Origin of the sequence: Novosphingobium sp. PY1 (genome assembly GCF_017312445.1) — a bacterium.
Classification (GTDB): domain Bacteria; phylum Pseudomonadota; class Alphaproteobacteria; order Sphingomonadales; family Sphingomonadaceae; genus Novosphingobium.
Window position 1 is genome coordinate 169,272 of sequence record NZ_BLTI01000013.1, and the last position, 17,490, is coordinate 186,761.

16 protein-coding genes and 1 tRNA gene are annotated in these 17,490 nt (G+C 64.8%); 15 read left to right on the plus strand and 2 right to left on the minus strand.

Annotation, left to right across the window (positions count from 1 at the left end; translation table 11 throughout):
- Positions 1-35: 35 nt before the first annotated feature.
- From J3474_RS18860 to J3474_RS18900, 9 genes are all read left to right on the plus strand, one after another.
- Positions 36-308, plus strand: coding sequence for a BolA family transcriptional regulator (locus tag J3474_RS18860; protein ID WP_207095215.1), 273 nt, complete (start codon positions 36-38; stop codon positions 306-308).
- A gap of 173 nt (positions 309-481) precedes the next feature.
- Positions 482-1,141, plus strand: a complete 660-nt coding sequence (gene hisG, locus J3474_RS18865) for an ATP phosphoribosyltransferase (RefSeq protein ID WP_007014977.1) — start codon at positions 482-484, stop codon at positions 1,139-1,141.
- Positions 1,141-2,430 (plus strand): histidinol dehydrogenase, encoded by a 1,290-nt coding sequence (gene hisD / locus J3474_RS18870; protein WP_207095216.1) that lies wholly within the window; start codon positions 1,141-1,143, stop codon positions 2,428-2,430. The genes hisG and hisD overlap by 1 nt, the downstream gene beginning before the upstream one ends.
- Positions 2,427-2,870, plus strand: coding sequence for a transcription antitermination factor NusB (nusB, locus tag J3474_RS18875; RefSeq protein ID WP_007014975.1), 444 nt, complete (start codon positions 2,427-2,429; stop codon positions 2,868-2,870). The genes hisD and nusB overlap by 4 nt, the downstream gene beginning before the upstream one ends.
- Before the next feature lie 39 nt (positions 2,871-2,909).
- On the plus strand, positions 2,910-3,878 hold the full coding sequence (gene thiL / locus J3474_RS18880; RefSeq protein WP_207095217.1) for a thiamine-phosphate kinase: 969 nt from the start codon (positions 2,910-2,912) through the stop codon (positions 3,876-3,878).
- Positions 3,879-4,023: 145 nt separating this feature from the next.
- Positions 4,024-6,120, plus strand: a complete 2,097-nt coding sequence (locus J3474_RS18885) for a sodium-translocating pyrophosphatase (protein ID WP_207095218.1) — start codon at positions 4,024-4,026, stop codon at positions 6,118-6,120.
- Positions 6,121-6,293: 173 nt separating this feature from the next.
- Positions 6,294-7,466, plus strand: a complete 1,173-nt coding sequence (locus J3474_RS18890; RefSeq protein ID WP_207095219.1) for a GNAT family N-acetyltransferase — start codon at positions 6,294-6,296, stop codon at positions 7,464-7,466.
- Positions 7,463-8,299 (plus strand): transcriptional regulator, encoded by an 837-nt coding sequence (locus J3474_RS18895; protein ID WP_207095220.1) that lies wholly within the window; start codon positions 7,463-7,465, stop codon positions 8,297-8,299. The genes J3474_RS18890 and J3474_RS18895 overlap by 4 nt, the downstream gene beginning before the upstream one ends.
- Before the next feature lie 96 nt (positions 8,300-8,395).
- Entirely contained in the window at positions 8,396-8,701 is a 306-nt protein-coding gene (locus J3474_RS18900) for a hypothetical protein (protein WP_013833868.1), read from the plus strand.
- 17 nt (positions 8,702-8,718) lie between these two features.
- Here the strand turns inward: J3474_RS18900 and uvrC are convergent, their stop codons facing one another.
- A complete protein-coding gene (uvrC, locus tag J3474_RS18905; RefSeq protein WP_376706544.1) occupies positions 8,719-10,680 on the minus strand; it encodes an excinuclease ABC subunit UvrC in 1,962 nt (653 codons plus the stop codon).
- Between the two features lie 55 nt (positions 10,681-10,735).
- On the minus strand, positions 10,736-13,690 hold the full coding sequence (locus tag J3474_RS18910; protein WP_242528484.1) for a TonB-dependent receptor plug domain-containing protein: 2,955 nt from the start codon (positions 13,688-13,690) through the stop codon (positions 10,736-10,738).
- A 199-nt stretch (positions 13,691-13,889) separates the two neighbouring features.
- Here J3474_RS18910 and infA point away from each other — a divergent pair, with 199 nt between their 5' ends.
- From infA to J3474_RS18940, 6 genes are all read left to right on the plus strand, one after another.
- Positions 13,890-14,135 carry a translation initiation factor IF-1 gene (infA, locus tag J3474_RS18915; protein WP_007014967.1) on the plus strand — a complete coding sequence of 82 codons (246 nt, stop codon included), beginning with the start codon at positions 13,890-13,892 and terminating at the stop codon, positions 14,133-14,135.
- Positions 14,116-14,751 (plus strand): nucleoside triphosphate pyrophosphatase, encoded by a 636-nt coding sequence (locus tag J3474_RS18920; protein WP_256437851.1) that lies wholly within the window; start codon positions 14,116-14,118, stop codon positions 14,749-14,751. Before infA ends, J3474_RS18920 begins: the two co-directional genes overlap by 20 nt.
- A complete protein-coding gene (locus J3474_RS18925) occupies positions 14,744-15,718 on the plus strand; it encodes a ribonuclease E/G (protein ID WP_207095222.1) in 975 nt (324 codons plus the stop codon). The genes J3474_RS18920 and J3474_RS18925 overlap by 8 nt, the downstream gene beginning before the upstream one ends.
- Positions 15,715-15,882, plus strand: coding sequence for a DNA gyrase inhibitor YacG (gene yacG / locus J3474_RS18930; protein ID WP_007014964.1), 168 nt, complete (start codon positions 15,715-15,717; stop codon positions 15,880-15,882). The genes J3474_RS18925 and yacG overlap by 4 nt, the downstream gene beginning before the upstream one ends.
- 101 nt (positions 15,883-15,983) lie before the next feature.
- Positions 15,984-16,059 (plus strand) — tRNA-Phe (locus J3474_RS18935).
- A 233-nt stretch (positions 16,060-16,292) separates the two neighbouring features.
- The gene (locus tag J3474_RS18940; RefSeq protein WP_376706545.1) at positions 16,293-17,489 is read left to right on the plus strand and encodes an efflux RND transporter periplasmic adaptor subunit; all 1,197 of its coding nucleotides are present in this window, start codon (positions 16,293-16,295) and stop codon (positions 17,487-17,489) included.
- The last annotated feature ends 1 nt before the right edge of the window (position 17,490 follow it).

Sequence of the window (17,490 nt, forward strand, 5' to 3'; positions counted from 1 at the left end):
TTCAAGATGGACTCGGATGCGCCTAAATGGAAGACATGAACGGACCGATAGCACAGGAAATGCGGCAACTGCTCACAGCGGCCTTTGCCCCCACCCATCTCGAAATCACCAACGATTCCGCCAGTCACAGCGGTCATATGGGCGATGACGGCAGCGGCGAATCGCACTTTACCATCGTGATCGAGAGTGAGCGCTTCGCCGGCGTTTCGCGCCTGCAGCGCCAACGCCTCGTCAATGCGGCGCTGGGCGACATCCCGGGTCAACGGGTCCATGCGCTGGCTATCAAGGCCCGCGCACCCGGGGAGTAGGTCCAGGCCCCTAGGCCCGGCATCCGGCCGGATCGGCGACAAGGCAGCAAGGTCCTCGCGGGCCTCTGAATGAACAACCGGGGCGATGGAGGCAGGCCATCCAGACGATCGCGCCGCATTGCCCCTCCATCGCGTGTTGCCCTTTGCCGCTGCCGCGCCTAAATGCGCGCCCTATGCCAAATCCGCTGACATTTGCCGTGCCCAAGGGCCGTATCCTCGACGAAGCGCTGCCGCTGATGGCGCGCGCCGGTGTGGTGCCCGATGCGGAGTTCCACGACAAGAAGTCGCGCGCGCTGTCTTTCGCCTGCGAAGGCAGCGACATGCGCCTGATCCGTGTGCGCGCATTCGACGTTGCCACGTTCGTCGCTCATGGCGCTGCGCAAGTCGGCATCGTCGGCTCGGACGTGGTCGAGGAATTCAACTATTCCGACCTCTATGCCCCGGTCGATCTCGACATCGGTCATTGCCGCCTCTCGGTTGCCGAGATGGCTGACAAGGTCGGCGGGCCGCTGCCCTCGCACTTGCGCATCGCCAGCAAGTATCCGAATCTCACCCGCCGCCACTTCGAGAAGCTGGGCGTGCAGGCCGAAGTCGTGAAGCTGAACGGCGCGATGGAACTCGCCCCGACGCTGGGCCTTTCGAGCCGCATCGTCGATCTCGTCTCCACCGGGCGCACGCTCAAGGAAAACGGTCTGGTCGAGACCAGCCGCATCCTCGACATTTCCGCGCGCCTGATCGTCAACCGCGCCGCCCTGAAGACCGACGAGCGTGTCGCCTCGCTGGTCGAGCGTTTCCGCGCACTCGTTGCCGAAGGCGCCGGGGCGCCCGCCTGATGCTGCGCCTTTCGACACACGATGAAGGCTTCGCCGAAGCCTTCCGGCGCGTCGTCGCCGACCGCCGCGAAAGCGCGGTCGATGTCGCCAAGGACGTTGCCGAAATCCTTGCCGCCGTGCGCAAACGCGGCGACGCTGCGCTGGCCGAATACACGCAGCGCTTCGACGGGCACGACCTGGACCGGAGCGGCTGGCAGGTCGACGCCGAAACCTGCCGTGAGGCCTTCGAAGCGCTCAAGCCCGAGCTGCGCGAAGCCCTTGAACTGGCTGCGACCCGCATCCGCGCCTATCACGAAGCGCAGCTTCCCGAGGATCGCGACTACACCGACGCGGCCGGCGTGCGCCTCGGCGCAACCTGGCGCGCGGTCGACGCTGCGGGCCTCTACGTCCCCGGCGGACGCGCGGCCTATCCTTCATCGATGCTGATGAACGCGATTCCCGCCAAGGTCGCAGGCGTCGAGCGTCTCGTCGTCGTCACCCCCACCCCCAAGGGCGAAGTAAACGCGCTTGTTCTCGCCGCCGCGCACCTGGCCGGCGTGGACGAGGTGTGGCGCGTGGGCGGTGCTCATGCCGTTGGCGCTCTGGCCTATGGCACCGGGCGGATCGCCCCGGTCGACGTGATCACCGGGCCGGGCAATGCCTGGGTCGCCGAAGCCAAGCGCCAGCTCTACGGGGTTGTCGGCATCGACATGGTTGCCGGGCCGAGCGAAATCCTCGTGATCGCCGATGCAAAGAACGAACCGCGCCGGATCGCCGCCGACCTGCTGAGCCAGGCCGAACACGATCCGACCTCGCAGTCGATCCTGATCACCGACGACGCTGCCTTCGCCGATGCCGTGGCTGCGGCCGTCGAGACCGAACTGGCAGCATTGGCAACCGAGCAGACCGCCCGCACCAGCTGGAACGACAACGGGGTGATCGTCGTCGTCGGCAGCTTCGACGAGGCCCCTGCCCTCGCCAATGCACTGGCGGCCGAACACGTCGAGATCGCCACGGACGATCCCGAAGCTCTGATGAAGCAGATCCGCCACGCCGGGTCGGTCTTCCTCGGACGCATGACCCCCGAAGCGGTCGGCGACTATGTCGCGGGTCCCAACCACGTGCTGCCCACCGGACGGCGCGCACGCTTCTCCTCGGGCCTTTCGGTCCTCGATTTCATGAAGCGCACCAGCTTCATCCAACTCGACCAGGCGGCGCTCGAGGCCATTGGCCCCGCCGCCGTCGCCCTTGCCGATGCGGAAGGGCTCCCCGCGCATGCGCGCTCGATTCAAGTAAGGCTTGGCCAATGACCGCCCGTAACAAAGCCCGTGCCGCCGCCCGCCTCGCCGCGGTGCAGGCACTCTACCAGCATGACATGGAAGCGACGCCGCAAGCCTCGCTGCTCGACGAATTCCATCGCCATCGCCTCGGCATGGAGATCGACGAGGACCAGTACGCCAAGGCCGAGACCGCCTTCTTCGACGACGTCGTCAAGGGCGTGATCGCGCGCCGCGACGAAATCGACGAGATCCTCACCGGCAAGCTGGCCGAAGGCTGGTCGCTCGCCCGCCTCGACAAGACCATGCTCCAGATCCTGCGCTGCGGCGCATGGGAGCTGATGGCCCGTGCCGACGTGCCGACCGGCGCCGCAATCAGCGAATATGTCGACGTCGCCCACGCATTCTTCGAGGCGCGCGAGGCGAAGTTCGTCAACGGCGTACTCGATTCGGTCGCCAAGGCGGTTCGCTGATCCCTCGACAGGATCGGCGTTCATCGCCATGCTGCTGGCGTGACAAGCGAATTTGCCTTCATCGAAGCGCTGCGTGCGATTGCCACAGATCCGGCCGCGCGCGGGCTCGATGACGATGCTGCCGTCATCGAAATCGGCGAGGAAAAGCTGGTCCTGACCATGGATACCGTGGTCGAGGGCGTGCATTTCCTGCCCGCCGATCCGCCAGCCGACGTCGCGTGGAAGCTGGTCGCCGTCAACGTCTCCGACCTGGCGGCGAAAGCCGCTCAGCCGCTTGGCTGCCTCTATTCCCATGCACTTGGCGAAGCCGCCTGGGACGCGGCGTTTCTCGTCGGCCTGAGGGCTGCTGCCGATCACTTCGCGCTTCCCCTGCTGGGCGGGGATACGGTGCGCATGCCCGAAGGCGCACCGCGCAGTTTCTCGCTCACGGCGCTGGGTCGCGGGCCACATGGCTGCCCGGTCCCCTCGCGTTCAGGCGCACGGCCGGGCGACCGGGTATGGGTCAGCGGCACGATCGGCGATTCCGGGGTCGGGCTCGCGGTCCTCGACGGCAAGTTGAATGCGGCCACGCTCTCAGCCGAAAACGCCCGCTGGCTAAGCCAACGCTACCGCCGCCCTTCCCCCGTTCCCGCACTCGGCGCTGCGCTTGGCCCGATGGTCAATGCGATGATGGACATTTCCGACGGCCTTCTCGTCGATGCGCGGCGCATGGCGGGCGCAAGCGCGGTGCGGATCGTCCTTGGCCTCGAAAGCGTGCCGCTTTCGCGCGCCTTGCGCGAGACCGCCGGACAGGATCGCGCTGCCCGGATCGCCGCAGTCACAGCAGGCGACGACTACTGCCTGCTGTTCACCGCGCCGCCTGAAAGAACCGCCGGAATTCGCGAAGCTGCGGCAGGCCTTGGATGCGAGGTCAATGCCGTCGGCGTCGTCGTCAAGGGCGATGGACTGACGCTCATGCACGACGACGAACCTGTCCCCCTGCCCGAGCGCCTCGGCTACCAGCACTGACATTGCGACCGCGCACAAGTCGGTGAACAGTACGCAAGCCCTTAGAACATGGCGCTTGCCAGTATCGAGCCTTGTCTATAGCCCTTGCCACTTCGAGCGGGAAAACTCGCCGAAATAGAGGAACTCTTTGGGAAGGGGGCGTTCTGTGAGTCTAGTCACGATCGCAATAGGCCTCGGACTTCTGGCCATTATCTATGGCCTGGAGACCAGTAGGCAAGTTCTGGTCAATTCGACCGGCAATGAAAAGATGCAGGAAATCGCAGCGGCCATTCAGGAAGGCGCACAGGCCTACCTCAAGCGGCAATATTCCACGATTGCACTGGTCGGCATCGTCGTCGCCATAATCATCGCGGTAACCTTGGGCATGATTTCGGCCGTGGCCTTCGTCGCAGGCGCCGTCCTGTCGGGGGTGGCCGGTTTCGTCGGCATGAACATCTCTGTCCGTGCCAACGTGCGCACCGCGGCCGCAGCCCAGGAAGGGTTGCAGCAAGGGCTGACGCTGGCTTTCCGCGCCGGCGCGATTACCGGCATGCTCGTGGCGGGCCTCGCCCTGCTCGCGATTTCGGTCCTGTTCTGGTACCTGACCGGCCCTGCCGGATACAGCGTAGGCGGTGAAGACCGCACCGTCGTCCAGGCCTTGACGGCCCTGGCCTTCGGCGCGTCGCTGATCTCGATCTTCGCGCGTCTTGGCGGCGGTATCTTCACCAAGGCCGCCGACGTCGGCGCCGACCTCGTCGGCAAGGTCGAGGCCGGAATTCCCGAAGACGACCCGCGCAACCCGGCCGTCATCGCCGACAACGTGGGCGACAACGTGGGCGACTGCGCCGGCATGGCCGCCGACCTGTTCGAAACCTACGTGGTCACCGTGGGCGCAACGATGATCCTCACCGCGCTGCTGATGAAGAACCTCGGTGAAGTGCTCATCCAGATGATGTCGCTGCCGCTTCTGATCGGCGGCGTGTGCATCGTGACCTCGATCATCGGCACCTATTTCGTCCGCCTCGGCAAGTCTAACAACATCATGGGCGCCATGTACAAGGGCTTCCTGGTCACCGCCGTGCTGTCGGTTCCGGCGATCTGGTGGGCTATCAGCTTTGCCCTGGGCAGCATGGAAACGCCGATCGGCGATGCCGACTTCAACGGCCGCTCGCTGTTCTACTGCGCGCTGGTGGGCCTGGTAATCACCGGCCTGATCATCTGGATTACCGAATACTACACCGGCACCAACTTTCGTCCGGTCAAGTCCATCGCCAAGGCTTCGGTCACGGGGCACGGCACGAACGTGATCCAGGGCCTTGCCATCAGCCTTGAGGCGACTGCGCTGCCGACGATCGTCATCGTCGCCGGCATCATCGTCGCCCACCAGCTCGCGGGCCTGCTCGGCATTGCCTATGCGGCAACCGCCATGCTCGCTCTGGCGGGAATGGTCGTGGCGCTCGACGCCTATGGCCCGGTCACCGACAATGCCGGCGGCATTGCGGAAATGGCCGGACTGGAAGACGCGGTGCGCGAAAAGACCGATGCCCTCGATGCCGTGGGCAACACCACCAAGGCGGTCACCAAAGGCTATGCCATCGGTTCTGCCGGCCTGGCCGCGCTGGTCCTTTTCGCCGCCTATACGACCGACTTGCGGGAGTTCTTCCCGGGGCTGACCGTCAATTTCAGTCTCGAGAATCCCTATGTCATTGTCGGGCTGCTGCTTGGCGCGCTCCTGCCCTATCTCTTCGGAGCCATGGGCATGACCGCGGTGGGCCGCGCGGCAGGTGATGTCGTCGTCGACGTGCGCGACCAGTTCGCCAAGAACAAGGGCATCATGGAGGGCACTTCGAAGCCCGACTATGCCCGCACGGTCGACCTCGTCACCAAGGCAGCGATCAAGGAGATGATCATCCCCTCGCTGCTGCCGGTTCTGGCGCCGATCGTGGTCTATTACGTGATCACTGCGGTTGCCGGGCGCGAGAACGGCTTCGCCGCTCTGGGCGCCCTGTTGCTGGGCGTGATCGTCGGCGGCCTGTTCGTCGCACTCTCGATGACCTCGGGCGGCGGCGCATGGGACAATGCCAAGAAATTCATCGAGGACGGCAACTACGGCGGCAAGGGCTCTGAAGCCCACAAGGCCGCGGTCACCGGCGATACCGTGGGCGATCCCTACAAGGATACCGCGGGTCCGGCCGTCAATCCGATGATCAAGATCACCAACATCGTGGCATTGCTGCTGCTCGCTGCACTCGCCGCAGGATAAAGGTTACCGCACGACGGTAAGCCTGAGGGCCTGTCGGATCATCCGTCAGGCCCTTTTTTCTGCCTGCTTCGCGCCGAAACAGGGTGACCGGGCATCGTTAGCAATTCCTTGAAGGAAACCCGCTAGGTCAGCTTCAGGAAATCCATGCTCGCTCGAAGTGGAAGTTCAGGACAGTGGCAAGCCTGCCCAAGGAGGAACGCACGCGCCCGGTCCCTGCGACCGATACCGTCGACCTGCGTGCCGACGCCGGGACCCTGAGCTGCGTTCCCTGGCGCCACCTCGAGGCGGAGATCGCCGCGTGGGACAGTCTTGCGCGCGAAGCCAGTGAGCCCAATCCCTTTTTCGAGAGCTGGTACTTGCTGCCTTCGCTGCGGCAATTGCCCGAGACCCACCGCGTGAGGATCCTGCGCTTCGAACGCGGCGGCCGCCTCGCCGGAATCCTGCCGGTCCTGCGCGCGGGCCGTTACTATCGCTGGCCGGTCCCCCAGATCTCGAGCTGGCTGCATGCCAACTGTTTCTGCGGCGCGCCGCTGGTTGCGCAAGGAAGCGAACACGAATTCTGGCGAGCGGTACTCAAGTGGGCCGACCATAGCCCCGGCGCAGCCCTGTTCATGCACTTGCGCGCCATGCCGCTCGGCACGCCGCTTCACGCCGCGCTGGAGAGCGTCCTTGCCGAGCAGCGGCGCCAAGCCGCGCTCGTCCACCTTGAACACCGCGCCATGCTGGCCTCCAATCTTGGCGCGCAAGCCTATCTCGAGGCATCGCTCTCTACCAAGAAGCGCAAGGAACTGCGCCGCCAGGCCAAGCGGCTCGCCGATGAAGGCGAACTTGCCGTGATCCGCCAGCGCGATGCCGAAGGGATCGAGGCATGGTGCGATGCCTTCCTCTCGCTCGAGGCTTCGGGCTGGAAGGGCAAGGCCGGCTCGGCCCTCGCCTGCGATCCGGCGACGGAGAGCCTCTTGCGCGAAAGCCTCGCGGGCGGCGCCTTGAACGGCAAGCTGGAGCGGCTGACGCTGACGCTGGACGGTCGGCCGCTGGCGATGCTGGCGACGTTCCTGTCTCCACCGGGGGCCTTCTCGTTCAAGACCGCCTTCGACGAAACCTACGCCCGCTTCTCCCCCGGCGTCCTCCTGCAGCGGGAGAACCTCGAGATGCTCGCGCGCGAGGATATCGCCTGGACGGACAGTTGCGCAGCCTCCGACCACCCGATGATCGACCACTTCTGGCGCGAGCGTCGCCCGGTCGGACGTCTATCCATCGCAATCGGCGGGCGCCTGCGCCGCGCCGCTTTCCGCCAATTCGTGCGCGCCGAGACTGCGCGCAATCCCACAGGAACGTCTTCATGAGCGTTTTCCCGCCCAGCGCCCGAGTGACATTTGCCGCCAACTACCCGGAAATTCCGCATAAGCTGGTTCACACCCTCGGCGCCCATCCGCTGCTGGACTTCGGTGCGCTTGCCGATCTTGCCGAAGCGCTGCCGGAAGCCTCGATAGAGTACAACGCCGGCAACCAGCCCATCGGCATAGATGGCAAGCCCGCGGCGACCGGCATTCCCATCGGCGAAACGATCCGTTCGATCGAGACGAGCAATTCGTGGGCCGCGCTCAAGAACATAGAGCAGCATCCGTCCTACGCGGCCCTGCTGGAGGATCTTCTCGACGAATTGCGCCCGCAGATCGAGGCTAGGACCGGGCGCATGATGAAGACCCAGGGCTTCGTCTTCGTGACCTCGGCAGGCGGCGTGACGCCCTATCACTTCGATCCGGAGCACAATATCCTGCTGCAGGTGCGCGGCTCGAAGGTGATGACGCAGTTTCCCGCCGGGGATGCCCGCTATGCGCCCGACGAAGTGCACGAAACCTACCACACTGGCGGCGGTCGGGAATTGCGCTGGAGCGAAGATCTGCTCTCGGGTGGCCGTGAATTCGCGATTGCTGCAGGAGAGGCGCTGTTCGTCCCGGTCATGGCGCCGCATTTCGTCCGAAATGGACCGGAACCATCGATTTCGCTTTCGATTACCTGGCGCTCCGAATGGAGCTTTGCCGAAGCGGATGCCCGCGCCTTCAACGGTTTGCTGCGAAAATACGGTTTGAAGCCCCGCAGTCCCAGCCGTTGGCCAGCGCGCAATCTGGCGAAGGCCTATGGCTGGAGAGTAGCGCGCAAGTTGGGCGCAGGGTAACGCCTACCAATTAATAACCGCTCGCAAAAACCGCATTCCCCCTGCACAAGTTCGCAGCCGCCTGTTAGAACACTTCCGGGAACACAGGGGTGTACCATGTCCGAAGTCACCAACATCAGCCAGGTCGAGCCTTTCCCTCAGGCAACGAGGGCGAATTCTATTGCCGAAGAGCTTGGCAAATTACTTGAAGTTCTAAAATCTGAATTTCCCAAGGCCATCAAGGTCTTCTTCGAATTCGATGGAAAGTTAAAACTGCACATCGACGTCCGCACCGGCGAGGAAGTCTCGACCGCCGCGGCCCGGTTGGGCAGCCTGTGCGGAGGGATCTTCAACAACATTCATAATGGAGCGACTCCGCACCATCCCTTCTTCCACCGCGTGACGGCCGAAGTGCACCGCTGACGGATCGGGGCGCGGCTTCAGCCGTTCGGGTGGTAGAAATCGTAGATCGTCTGGGCGACGGCCTTGCTCACGCCGGGCGCGCGCTGCAGGTCTTCCAGACTGGCCGCCCGCACTTTCCCTGCCGTACCGAAATGCAGCAGTAGCGCCCGCTTGCGCGCCGGGCCGATGCCCGGAATTTCGTCGAGCGGGCTGGCGGAAATGGCCCGGCTGCGCTTGGCCCGATGCGCGCCGATGGCATAGCGGTGCACTTCGTCGCGCAGGCGCTGGAGATGGAACAGCAGCGGCGAATTGACCGGCAGCATCTTTTCCCGACCATCGGGGAAATGAAAGACCTCGCGCCCCTCGCGGCCATGGTGCGGTCCCTTGGCAATCGCGATGAGCGGCACGTCCTCGATGCCCAGTTCCTCGAGCGCATCCTTTACCGAGCTCATCTGTCCCTTGCCGCCGTCGATCAGGACGAGATCGGGCCAGCTCCCGCTTTCACGCTCGGGATCTTCCTCCTGCGCCCGCCCGAATCGCCGGGTCATCACTTCGCGCATCATCGCGTAGTCGTCGTCGGTCCGGGCCGACTTGATGTTGAACTTGCGGTACTGGTTCTTGAGAAAGCCTTCGGGCCCGGCGACAACCATGGCGCCCAGGGCCTTGGTGCCCTGGATATGGCTGTTGTCGTAAACCTCGATCCGCTGCGGCACGTCCGGCAGTTCAAGGAATTCGGCCAGTTCGCGCAGGATCCTGGCCTGCGTGCCGCGCTCTGCGAGGCGGCGGTCGAGCGCTTCCACCGCATTGCGATGGGCCTGCGCCATCAACCTTTTGCGATTGCCGCGCTGGGGCACGGAGATCTCGACCTTGCCTCCTGCCAGTTCGCGGAACGCCTCGGCCAGAAGGTCCGCCTCGGGCAATTCGCGGTCGATCAGGATGGTGCGCGCTGGCGGCACTTCCTCATAGAACTGGGCAAGGAAGCTCTGCAGGACTTCTTCCTCCGATAACCCCTCGGTGTGCGCGGGGAAGAAGGCGCGGTGCCCCCAGTTCTGCCCGCCGCGGATGAAGAAGGCCTGCACCCCGATCTGCCCGCCCTTGCTGGCCATCGCGAAGATGTCGGCATTGTCGAGGCCTTCGGCATTGATCGCCTGGCTGCCCTGGATGAACGTGGCGGCGCGCAACCTGTCGCGCAGCATCGCGGCACGCTCGAAGTCCAGCGCTTCGGCCGCCTCGGCCATCTGCGATTCGATCTTGCGCTGCACCGCACTGGACTTGCCGCCCAGGAAATCCTTCGCCTCCTGGACCAGCTCGGCATAACCCGCCTCGTCGATCCGGTCGACGCACGGGGCAGAGCAGCGCTTGATCTGGTAGAGCAGACAAGGCCGGTCGCGCCGGGAAAAGAAGCTGTCGGTGCAGCTGCGCAGCAGGAACAGCTTCTGCAGTGCATTGATCGTGGTGTTGACCGATCCCGCGCTGGCGAAGGGGCCATAGTAGTTGCCCTTGGCCTTGCGCGCGCCGCGGTGCTTCATGATCCGCGGAAAGGCGTGGTCCGCCCGCAGCAGGATGAACGGGAACGATTTGTCGTCGCGCAGCAGCACGTTGTAGGCGGGGCGAAAGCGCTTGATGAGCTGCGCTTCGAGCAGCAGCGCCTCGGCCTCGGAATTGGTCGTGACGATCGTCATCGACCGGGTCTGGCTGACCATGCGCTGCAGGCGACTGGGCAGCCGTTCCCACTGGACGTAATTGGCAACACGGTTCTTCAAGGCGCGCGCCTTGCCCACGTAAAGCACTTCCCCGCGCGCATCCTGCATGCGGTAGACGCCGGGCCTGTGCGGCAAGGTGCGCACCGTGTCGCGGATCACTTCTGCACCAGCCTGCAGGTCGGGCTTGTCCGACCCGCGCACGGTCGTTGTCGCCCGCTCCTCGTTGAAGCGTTCGAGCCCCTTTGGGTGATCGGGAGTTCCGGCTGGAGTACGCGCCATGCCCGCCAGATAGGACATGGTGCGCGCGAGCGGTAGACCTGCGCACCATGTCATCCTCAACTGAGACGGCGCTTCAGAACATCTTGCGGAAGTCGATCCCCACAACGCGGCCCTGCGGCTCGCGGTAGGCGGCCTGATAGGCCAGCGGCACGGCGCCGTTCCCGTCGGTAACCTTCTGGCGCGAATCGAGCAGGTTGTCAGCCGTCAGCGCAAGCCGCGCGCCCTTGAAGAACGGAGCCTTGGCAACGAGGCTCTCCATGCGGCCGAGATCGACGAAAAGCCGCGCGTCGAGGACGAAAGTACTGCCGAAGCGCAAGTCGGAGCTGCCGGGCAGGCCGCTACCGTTGACTTTGGCCGGGGCATTCCATTCGCCCTTGAGACGCAGGCCGTAGCCGTTCTTGAACAGGCCGCCCTCCATCTCGATGGAATGGCGCGGAACGCCGCCGGCACTGATCGCATCGCCCGCCAGTTCGTCGAGCTCCGGGACGCCCGGTGCAATGCGCACCCGGTCGACAAAACGCCAGGTATGATAGACCGAGAGGTTCCAGCGCCCGCCGCCCGGAGGGCCAAAGCCCGAGCGTTGGCTGCCACCACCACCGGAGGACGATTCGCCCGACTGCTTCTTTTCCACCGGCGCCGCGCCTGCTTCCGGTGCCCGGGCGCCGTCGTTGCTGCACATCCGCTCGCGCATGGCGGCAAGACGCGCCTTGTCCACCTGTCCATCGGAGCCCTTGAGACGTTCCACCACCGGTTCGGGCAGCTTCGAAAGATCGGGCCCGGTGCTGCCTTGGGCACAGACCGCCTGCCGCATGCGCGCGAAGCGCTCGGGATCGAAGCTTCCGGCAGCACCCGGGCCTTCAGCCGAACAGACCCTCTGCTTCATCTTCTCCAGCTTGTCGGGATCGACCTTGCCATCGGCCCCAACGAGGCGTTCGCGCATTCGTTCGGGCATGACCGAAAGATCGGGCGATGCTGCGCCCTCGCCCTCCGGTGCGCACAGGCTCTTGCGCAAGGCCTCGAAACGCGATGGATCGAAAGCTCCGGCACCGGCGGGAGGCGGACCGCCAAAGCCACCGGGCGGCGTCGACGGCGCGCTGTGCACGGGCGCTGCCGTGCGAGAAGAGCCGCGGCTCGCACCGCCGCCTGAAGCACTGTCGCTACCCAGCTTGCCGGATATGTTTAAGCCCCAGCGCATGCTGGAAGTCGAGACCTCGTCGTAAGTCACGGCGCGCCGGTCAATGGCGATGAGGTTGCCGAATGCGTCGCGCGTGACGCGTCCGGGAAACGCCGCCTCGATCGCGGGTGTGAGTAACGGGAATGACTTGGTGACGTCGCTCGACCGGTTGCGGAAGTACTCGACGAGCAGGTTGGAGCGATCGAGGAAAGGCAGTTTCCAGGTCGCCGAAAGCTTGATGTCGCGCTGCTTTTCCTTGACCAGATCGGGGTTTCCGCCGGACGTCACCGTCACCAGCGAGGTCGTCGAATTGGTGAAGTCATAGACCGAAACGTTGTAGGTCAGGATAGTGGGTGCGCCCAGCTGCGACAGGCTCGGCGCCGCGTCCTCCACCAGATAGCTCGCCTGGAAGGACAGCGTATCGGTCGGGTTCCACGTCAGCCCCAGGTTCCAGTTCTTCAAGGAACCGAAATCCGAGAGGTGATCGATCCCGCCGCCCACATTCAGCGTGAAGTCGCCGACGGCGCCCAGGAAATCCTCGCCGCGGCTGGTCAGCGGCACGGCGAGGTTGACGCCCCCCGACACGTCCGAGCGCCTCAGCGTAAAGGCGCCGATGTCGGTGCGGCTGTCCTCGCTCGTGGTGCGATTGAAATCGAAGCCGCCCTTGATCGTCAGGCTGGCGTCGCCTGCAGGCATCCGGAACGGCCGACCGGACAACGTGGTCAGCGTTGCGAGCGCGAGCGCGCGATTGCGCGCGACGTCGACGCCGGCACCGGGCACGGCGGGAAGCGCGCCGCCAATCGCCAAGGCGCCGCTTGCAGCAGCAGCCACGAGGGCATCGGTATCGCGGCGCCGGTCGGTGCGCGTGTTGGTGTCGGTATAGCTGCCGTCCGCCGTGGTCGAGAACGTCCAGTCCCCGATCATCGTGTTGTAACCCAGCCCGCCCTCGAAGGTGTCGACAACCGAGCGCGTCGTCAGCGGATCGGGCAACGTGCGGATCTCGCTGTCGCCGCCATAGCTCAACGTGACCGTGTCGAGGCCGGAAAGCGACGTCGTCTGCTCATGCGTATAGGCACCGTTGACCGTGATCGAACCGGCAAGTCCACCCTCGCCGATGCCCTGCGTCATCGTGCCGTTCAGCTCGAGCGTGGAAGCGGCATCTGCAAGGCTGCGATAGCGTGCCGGATCGGGGTCGCCCGCGACTGTCGGCTGGCCCGATGCGCTCTGCCGGATATTGCGCTCGTCCTCGGTCAGCATCGTCGTTTCGGTCAGCTTCGCGGAGAAGTTGTACCGGCGCGGCCCCGAGATCTTGAAGATGCCGCCTTCGGCTTCGTAGTTGTCATAGCCGCCGCGCGTCGGGACATTGTACTCGCCCGCCGCCACGAGCGACGCGAAGTTGTCCTTCAGGATCATGTTGAGGACGCGCTGGTTTGCCGGATAGCCGAAGCGCAGGGCGACCTCTTCGGGCAGCACTTCCATGCGCCGGATCGCCTCGGGCGGGATACGGTGCAGCTCACGGAAGCTGGTGATGCGCTGTCCGTTGACGAGAATCACCGGGCGGCCCGAACCGCGCCCGCGCCCGCTGCCCGTCTGCGGCGAGATCGCCGCGATCAGGTCTGCGATCGAGTCAGCGCCATAGGCTGCGATGTCTTCCTCGTCGAAAGTCTGGACCGGCTGGTTGGGCACATCGATCTGCCCGCGAAAGCGCGGTGCGACGACGACAATCTCGCTCGAATTGACTTCGATCGCGTCGTCATCCTCATCGATGATCGTGGCAGGTGCCGTAACCTGTGCGAAAGCCAGGGAAGGCAGGGATGCACCCGTTATCAGGGGAAGCCAAAGGTGGGACCGCAAACAAAACACTCCGCCAAAATATGCTTTCCCCTTCCCATGGCGCTCTTGCCGTCAGTGGATTCAGGCCGCAAGCCGCAGCCGGGTAACAATTTGTCGCAAGTAACTTGCGCGTGAATGAACAAGCGAGGCTTCCCTTTTTCGCGAGTCGTAGCTATGGCGCGCCGCACTGTTGCAGCAAAACTACGGATATTGATCGCCGATGGCGAAAGAAGAACTCCTCGAGATGCGCGGTCGCGTTGTGGAACTGCTTCCCAACGCCATGTTCCGCGTCGAACTGGAAAACGGTCACGAGATCCTTGGCCATACCGCCGGCAAGATGCGCAAGAACCGCATCCGCGTGCTGGTTGGCGACGAAGTTCTCGTCGAACTGACGCCCTATGACCTTACCAAGGGGCGCATCACCTATCGCTTCATGCCCGGTCGCGGTGGCCCCGGTCAGTACTGAGGCCCTGCACGTCTCCGGCACGCAGGCCGGTGACACCCGCGCCCACAGCCCCCGGCTGATTCTCGCTTCGGCCAGCCCGCGCCGCCGCGAGTTGATCATGCGCCTGGGCCTGCAGCCGGACGCCGTGATCGCCGCAGAGATCGACGAAGCCCACGAGCCGCGTGAACTCCCGCGCGTCTATGCACGGCGCATGGCTCGCGAAAAGGCCATGGCGGTCGAGGTCTCCGGCGCGCATGTGCTGGCGGGCGATACGGTCGTAGCCTGCGGACGCCGCATCCTGCCCAAGGCGGAAGACGAAAAGACTGCGCGCGCCTGCCTCGAACTTCTGTCCGGACGGCGTCACCGCGTGCTGTCCGCGATCGCGCTGAAGGGCCCCGACGGTACCTTGCGTGAACGCATGTCCGAAACGGTCGTGCGCTTCAAGCCGCTCAGCCGCGAAGAGATCGAGCATTACATCGCCGGCGGCGAATGGCACGGCAAGGCCGGTGGCTATGCCATCCAGGGCAGCGCCGAGGGCCTGATCGCCTGGATCGGTGGCAGCCATTCCGGCGTCGTCGGCCTGCCCCTGTTCGAAACCCGCGCCCTGCTCAAGGCGGCAGGATTCCCGATTGGCTGAGTGGCTGGTCGAGGAAGGGATCGGGGAAACCCGGGCAATCCTCGTCGAGGCCGGACAAGTGCTGGCCGCGCGGCTCGAATGGCCCGGTAGGCTGGCAGCCGGCGAAACGGCGGATGTCACGCTCATTTCCCGGCGCCGCGGCGCCCGGCGGGGTACGGTGCGATTTCCGGGCGGTGAGGAAGCCCTGATCGACGGCCTTCCCGCCGATGCCAGCGAAGGCGCCAGTGTGCGGGCCACGATCACTCGCGCAGCCATTGCCGAGACCGGGCGCCTCAAGCGCGCCCAGGCCCGATTCACCGACCGGCCCGTGCGCCCTGCTCCTTCGCTTGCACAACGCCTGCGCGAAACGGAGACACCGGTGCGCCTGGTCACCCGGTTTCCGGACGATCCCTGGCCCGAAATCATCACCGAGGCGCTCGACGGCGTCATTGAGTTCGAAGGCGGCTCGATCGTCGTTAGCCCGACACCGGCCATGACCCTGATCGACATCGACGGCACGCTCGCCCCGCGCACACTCGCGCTTGCAGCGATTCCCGCCATCGCCAAGGCAATCGGCCAGTTCGACCTTGCCGGTTCGATCGGAATCGACTTTCCCTCGCTGGAGCGCAAGGACGATCGCCGCGAGGTCGATGACACCCTTGCCGCCGCGCTCGACCATTGGCCGCACCAGCGCACAGCGATGAACGGTTTCGGATTCGTCCAGCTCGTGGCCCGGCTCGAATGCCAGTCGATCATCCAGCGCATACGCCAGGACCCTTTCGCGGCCACTGCCAGGCACCTCCTGCGCCGCGCGGAATCCGTCAGCGAACCCGGCGTGCTGCTTCTGAAGGCCCATCCGCAGGTCTGTGCGGCGATTGCGCCTCAATGGCATGACGAGTTGCAACGCCGCACTGGGCGCCGCATTCGCATCGAGCCGGACAGCAACCTTGCACTCGGCGCAGGATTCGCGCAGGCCGTGGCATCATGACCCGCTCCGAACGCAAATGCCCGATCTGTTCCAAACCCCGCGTCGCCGAGCACAGTCCCTTCTGCTCGAAACGGTGCCGCGACCGCGACCTGTTGCAGTGGCTGGACGACGGCTATGCCCTGCCCGGTCCCCCCAGCTTTTCCGATATTCCACAGGATGAATGAAAATTACTGACCGATAGGGGGTTGCAAAGGTGCGCGAGCTTCGTCATAGGCCCGCCACCAACGCTCGACGGGACACAATCGCAACCGTCGCTGGCCTAGATGCCCGGGTAGCTCAGTTGGTAGAGCACATGACTGAAAATCATGGTGTCGGCGGTTCGATTCCGTCCCCGGGCACCACTCTCCTCCCCCCAGGGAGGCACAGAGTGGAAAGACAGACCTTAATCCCAAATCACCGGTAAACTCCCAAGGCAGATGCCTCCAATCGAGGCGGAAATCCGCCGCCGACCCGTGCGAACTGTAATCGTCATTCGCATGCCTGTAAGAATTTGTCGCAATTGCGAAATGGACGCTTGCGGCGTCATCCGAATGAACGGATATCAAGGCCTTCTGATCATCAGACGGTGCTTGTCTTGAAACTTCTCTCCTCCGAACCGGTGCCCGCCGGGCAGCTTCGACGTGGCATCATTGCGGCGATTACCCTGACTGCGCTTTCGGCCTGCTCTGGCGAATCGTCGCAGGATCGCGGCGCCAGAACGGCTACCGTCGGCTATGTCGTCGCCAAGCCGACTGACGTGCCGGTGGAAGTCATGCTGGGCGGCCGCACTGTTGCTTATGAGACTTCGGAAGTGCGCCCCCAGGTTTCGGGCGTGATCAAGCAGCGCTATTTCACCGAGGGCAGTTATGTCCGTGCCGGACAGCCGCTGTTCCAGATCGACCCCAGCCTCTACCGCGCCGCCGTCAACCAGTCCGAGGCCAACCTCGCCAGCGCCCGTGCCTCGGCCGATGCCGCCGCAGTGAAGGCCGAGCGCTACAAGCCGCTCGCCGACATGGAAGCCATCGCCAAGCAGGACTATACCGACGCGCTGGCGCAGGCCCGCGTCGCCAAGGCTGCCGTTGCGCAGAATGCGGCGGCGCTCGATACCGCGCGCATCAACTTGCGCTTCACTACAGTTCCGGCGCCGATCAGCGGTCGTATCGGCCGCTCACTGTTCACGGTCGGCGCTCTTGCCAGCGCAAGCCAGAGCGACCCGCTGGCTGTGATCCAGCGGACCGACCCAATCTACGTCGACATGAAACAGTCCTCCACGGACCTGACCGCCCTGCGCCAGAAACTGAGCCGGGGCAATGTGAGTGCGGGAAGCACGTCGGTTCACCTCAAGCTGCAGGACGGAACGGACTACGCTGCGACCGGCACCGTGAAATTTTCCGAGGTGACAGTCGACGAATCGACCGGCACCGTCACCATTCGCGCCCAGTTCCCCAATCCCGAAGGCCTGCTGCTGCCGGGCATGTTCGTGAACGCTGTCTTCGACCAGTCCGTCGAACAGAACGCCTATCTCGTGCCGCAAGCCGCAGTGCTGCGGGACTTCGACGGCAGCGCCTATGTCATGGTCGTGGACAAGGACAGCAAGGCGATGCGCCGCAAGGTCACAGCCGGACGCACGAGAGGGCAATACTCGGTCATCACCGATGGGCTTTCCCAAGGCGACAAGATCATTGTCGACGGGCTGAACGGCCTCAAGCAGGGCGCGGCAATTAGGCCGGTACCGGCTTCCACGCCGCAAAAGGTTGCCTCGCCCGCCAAGCCTTCCGGCAAGCAAGACTGAC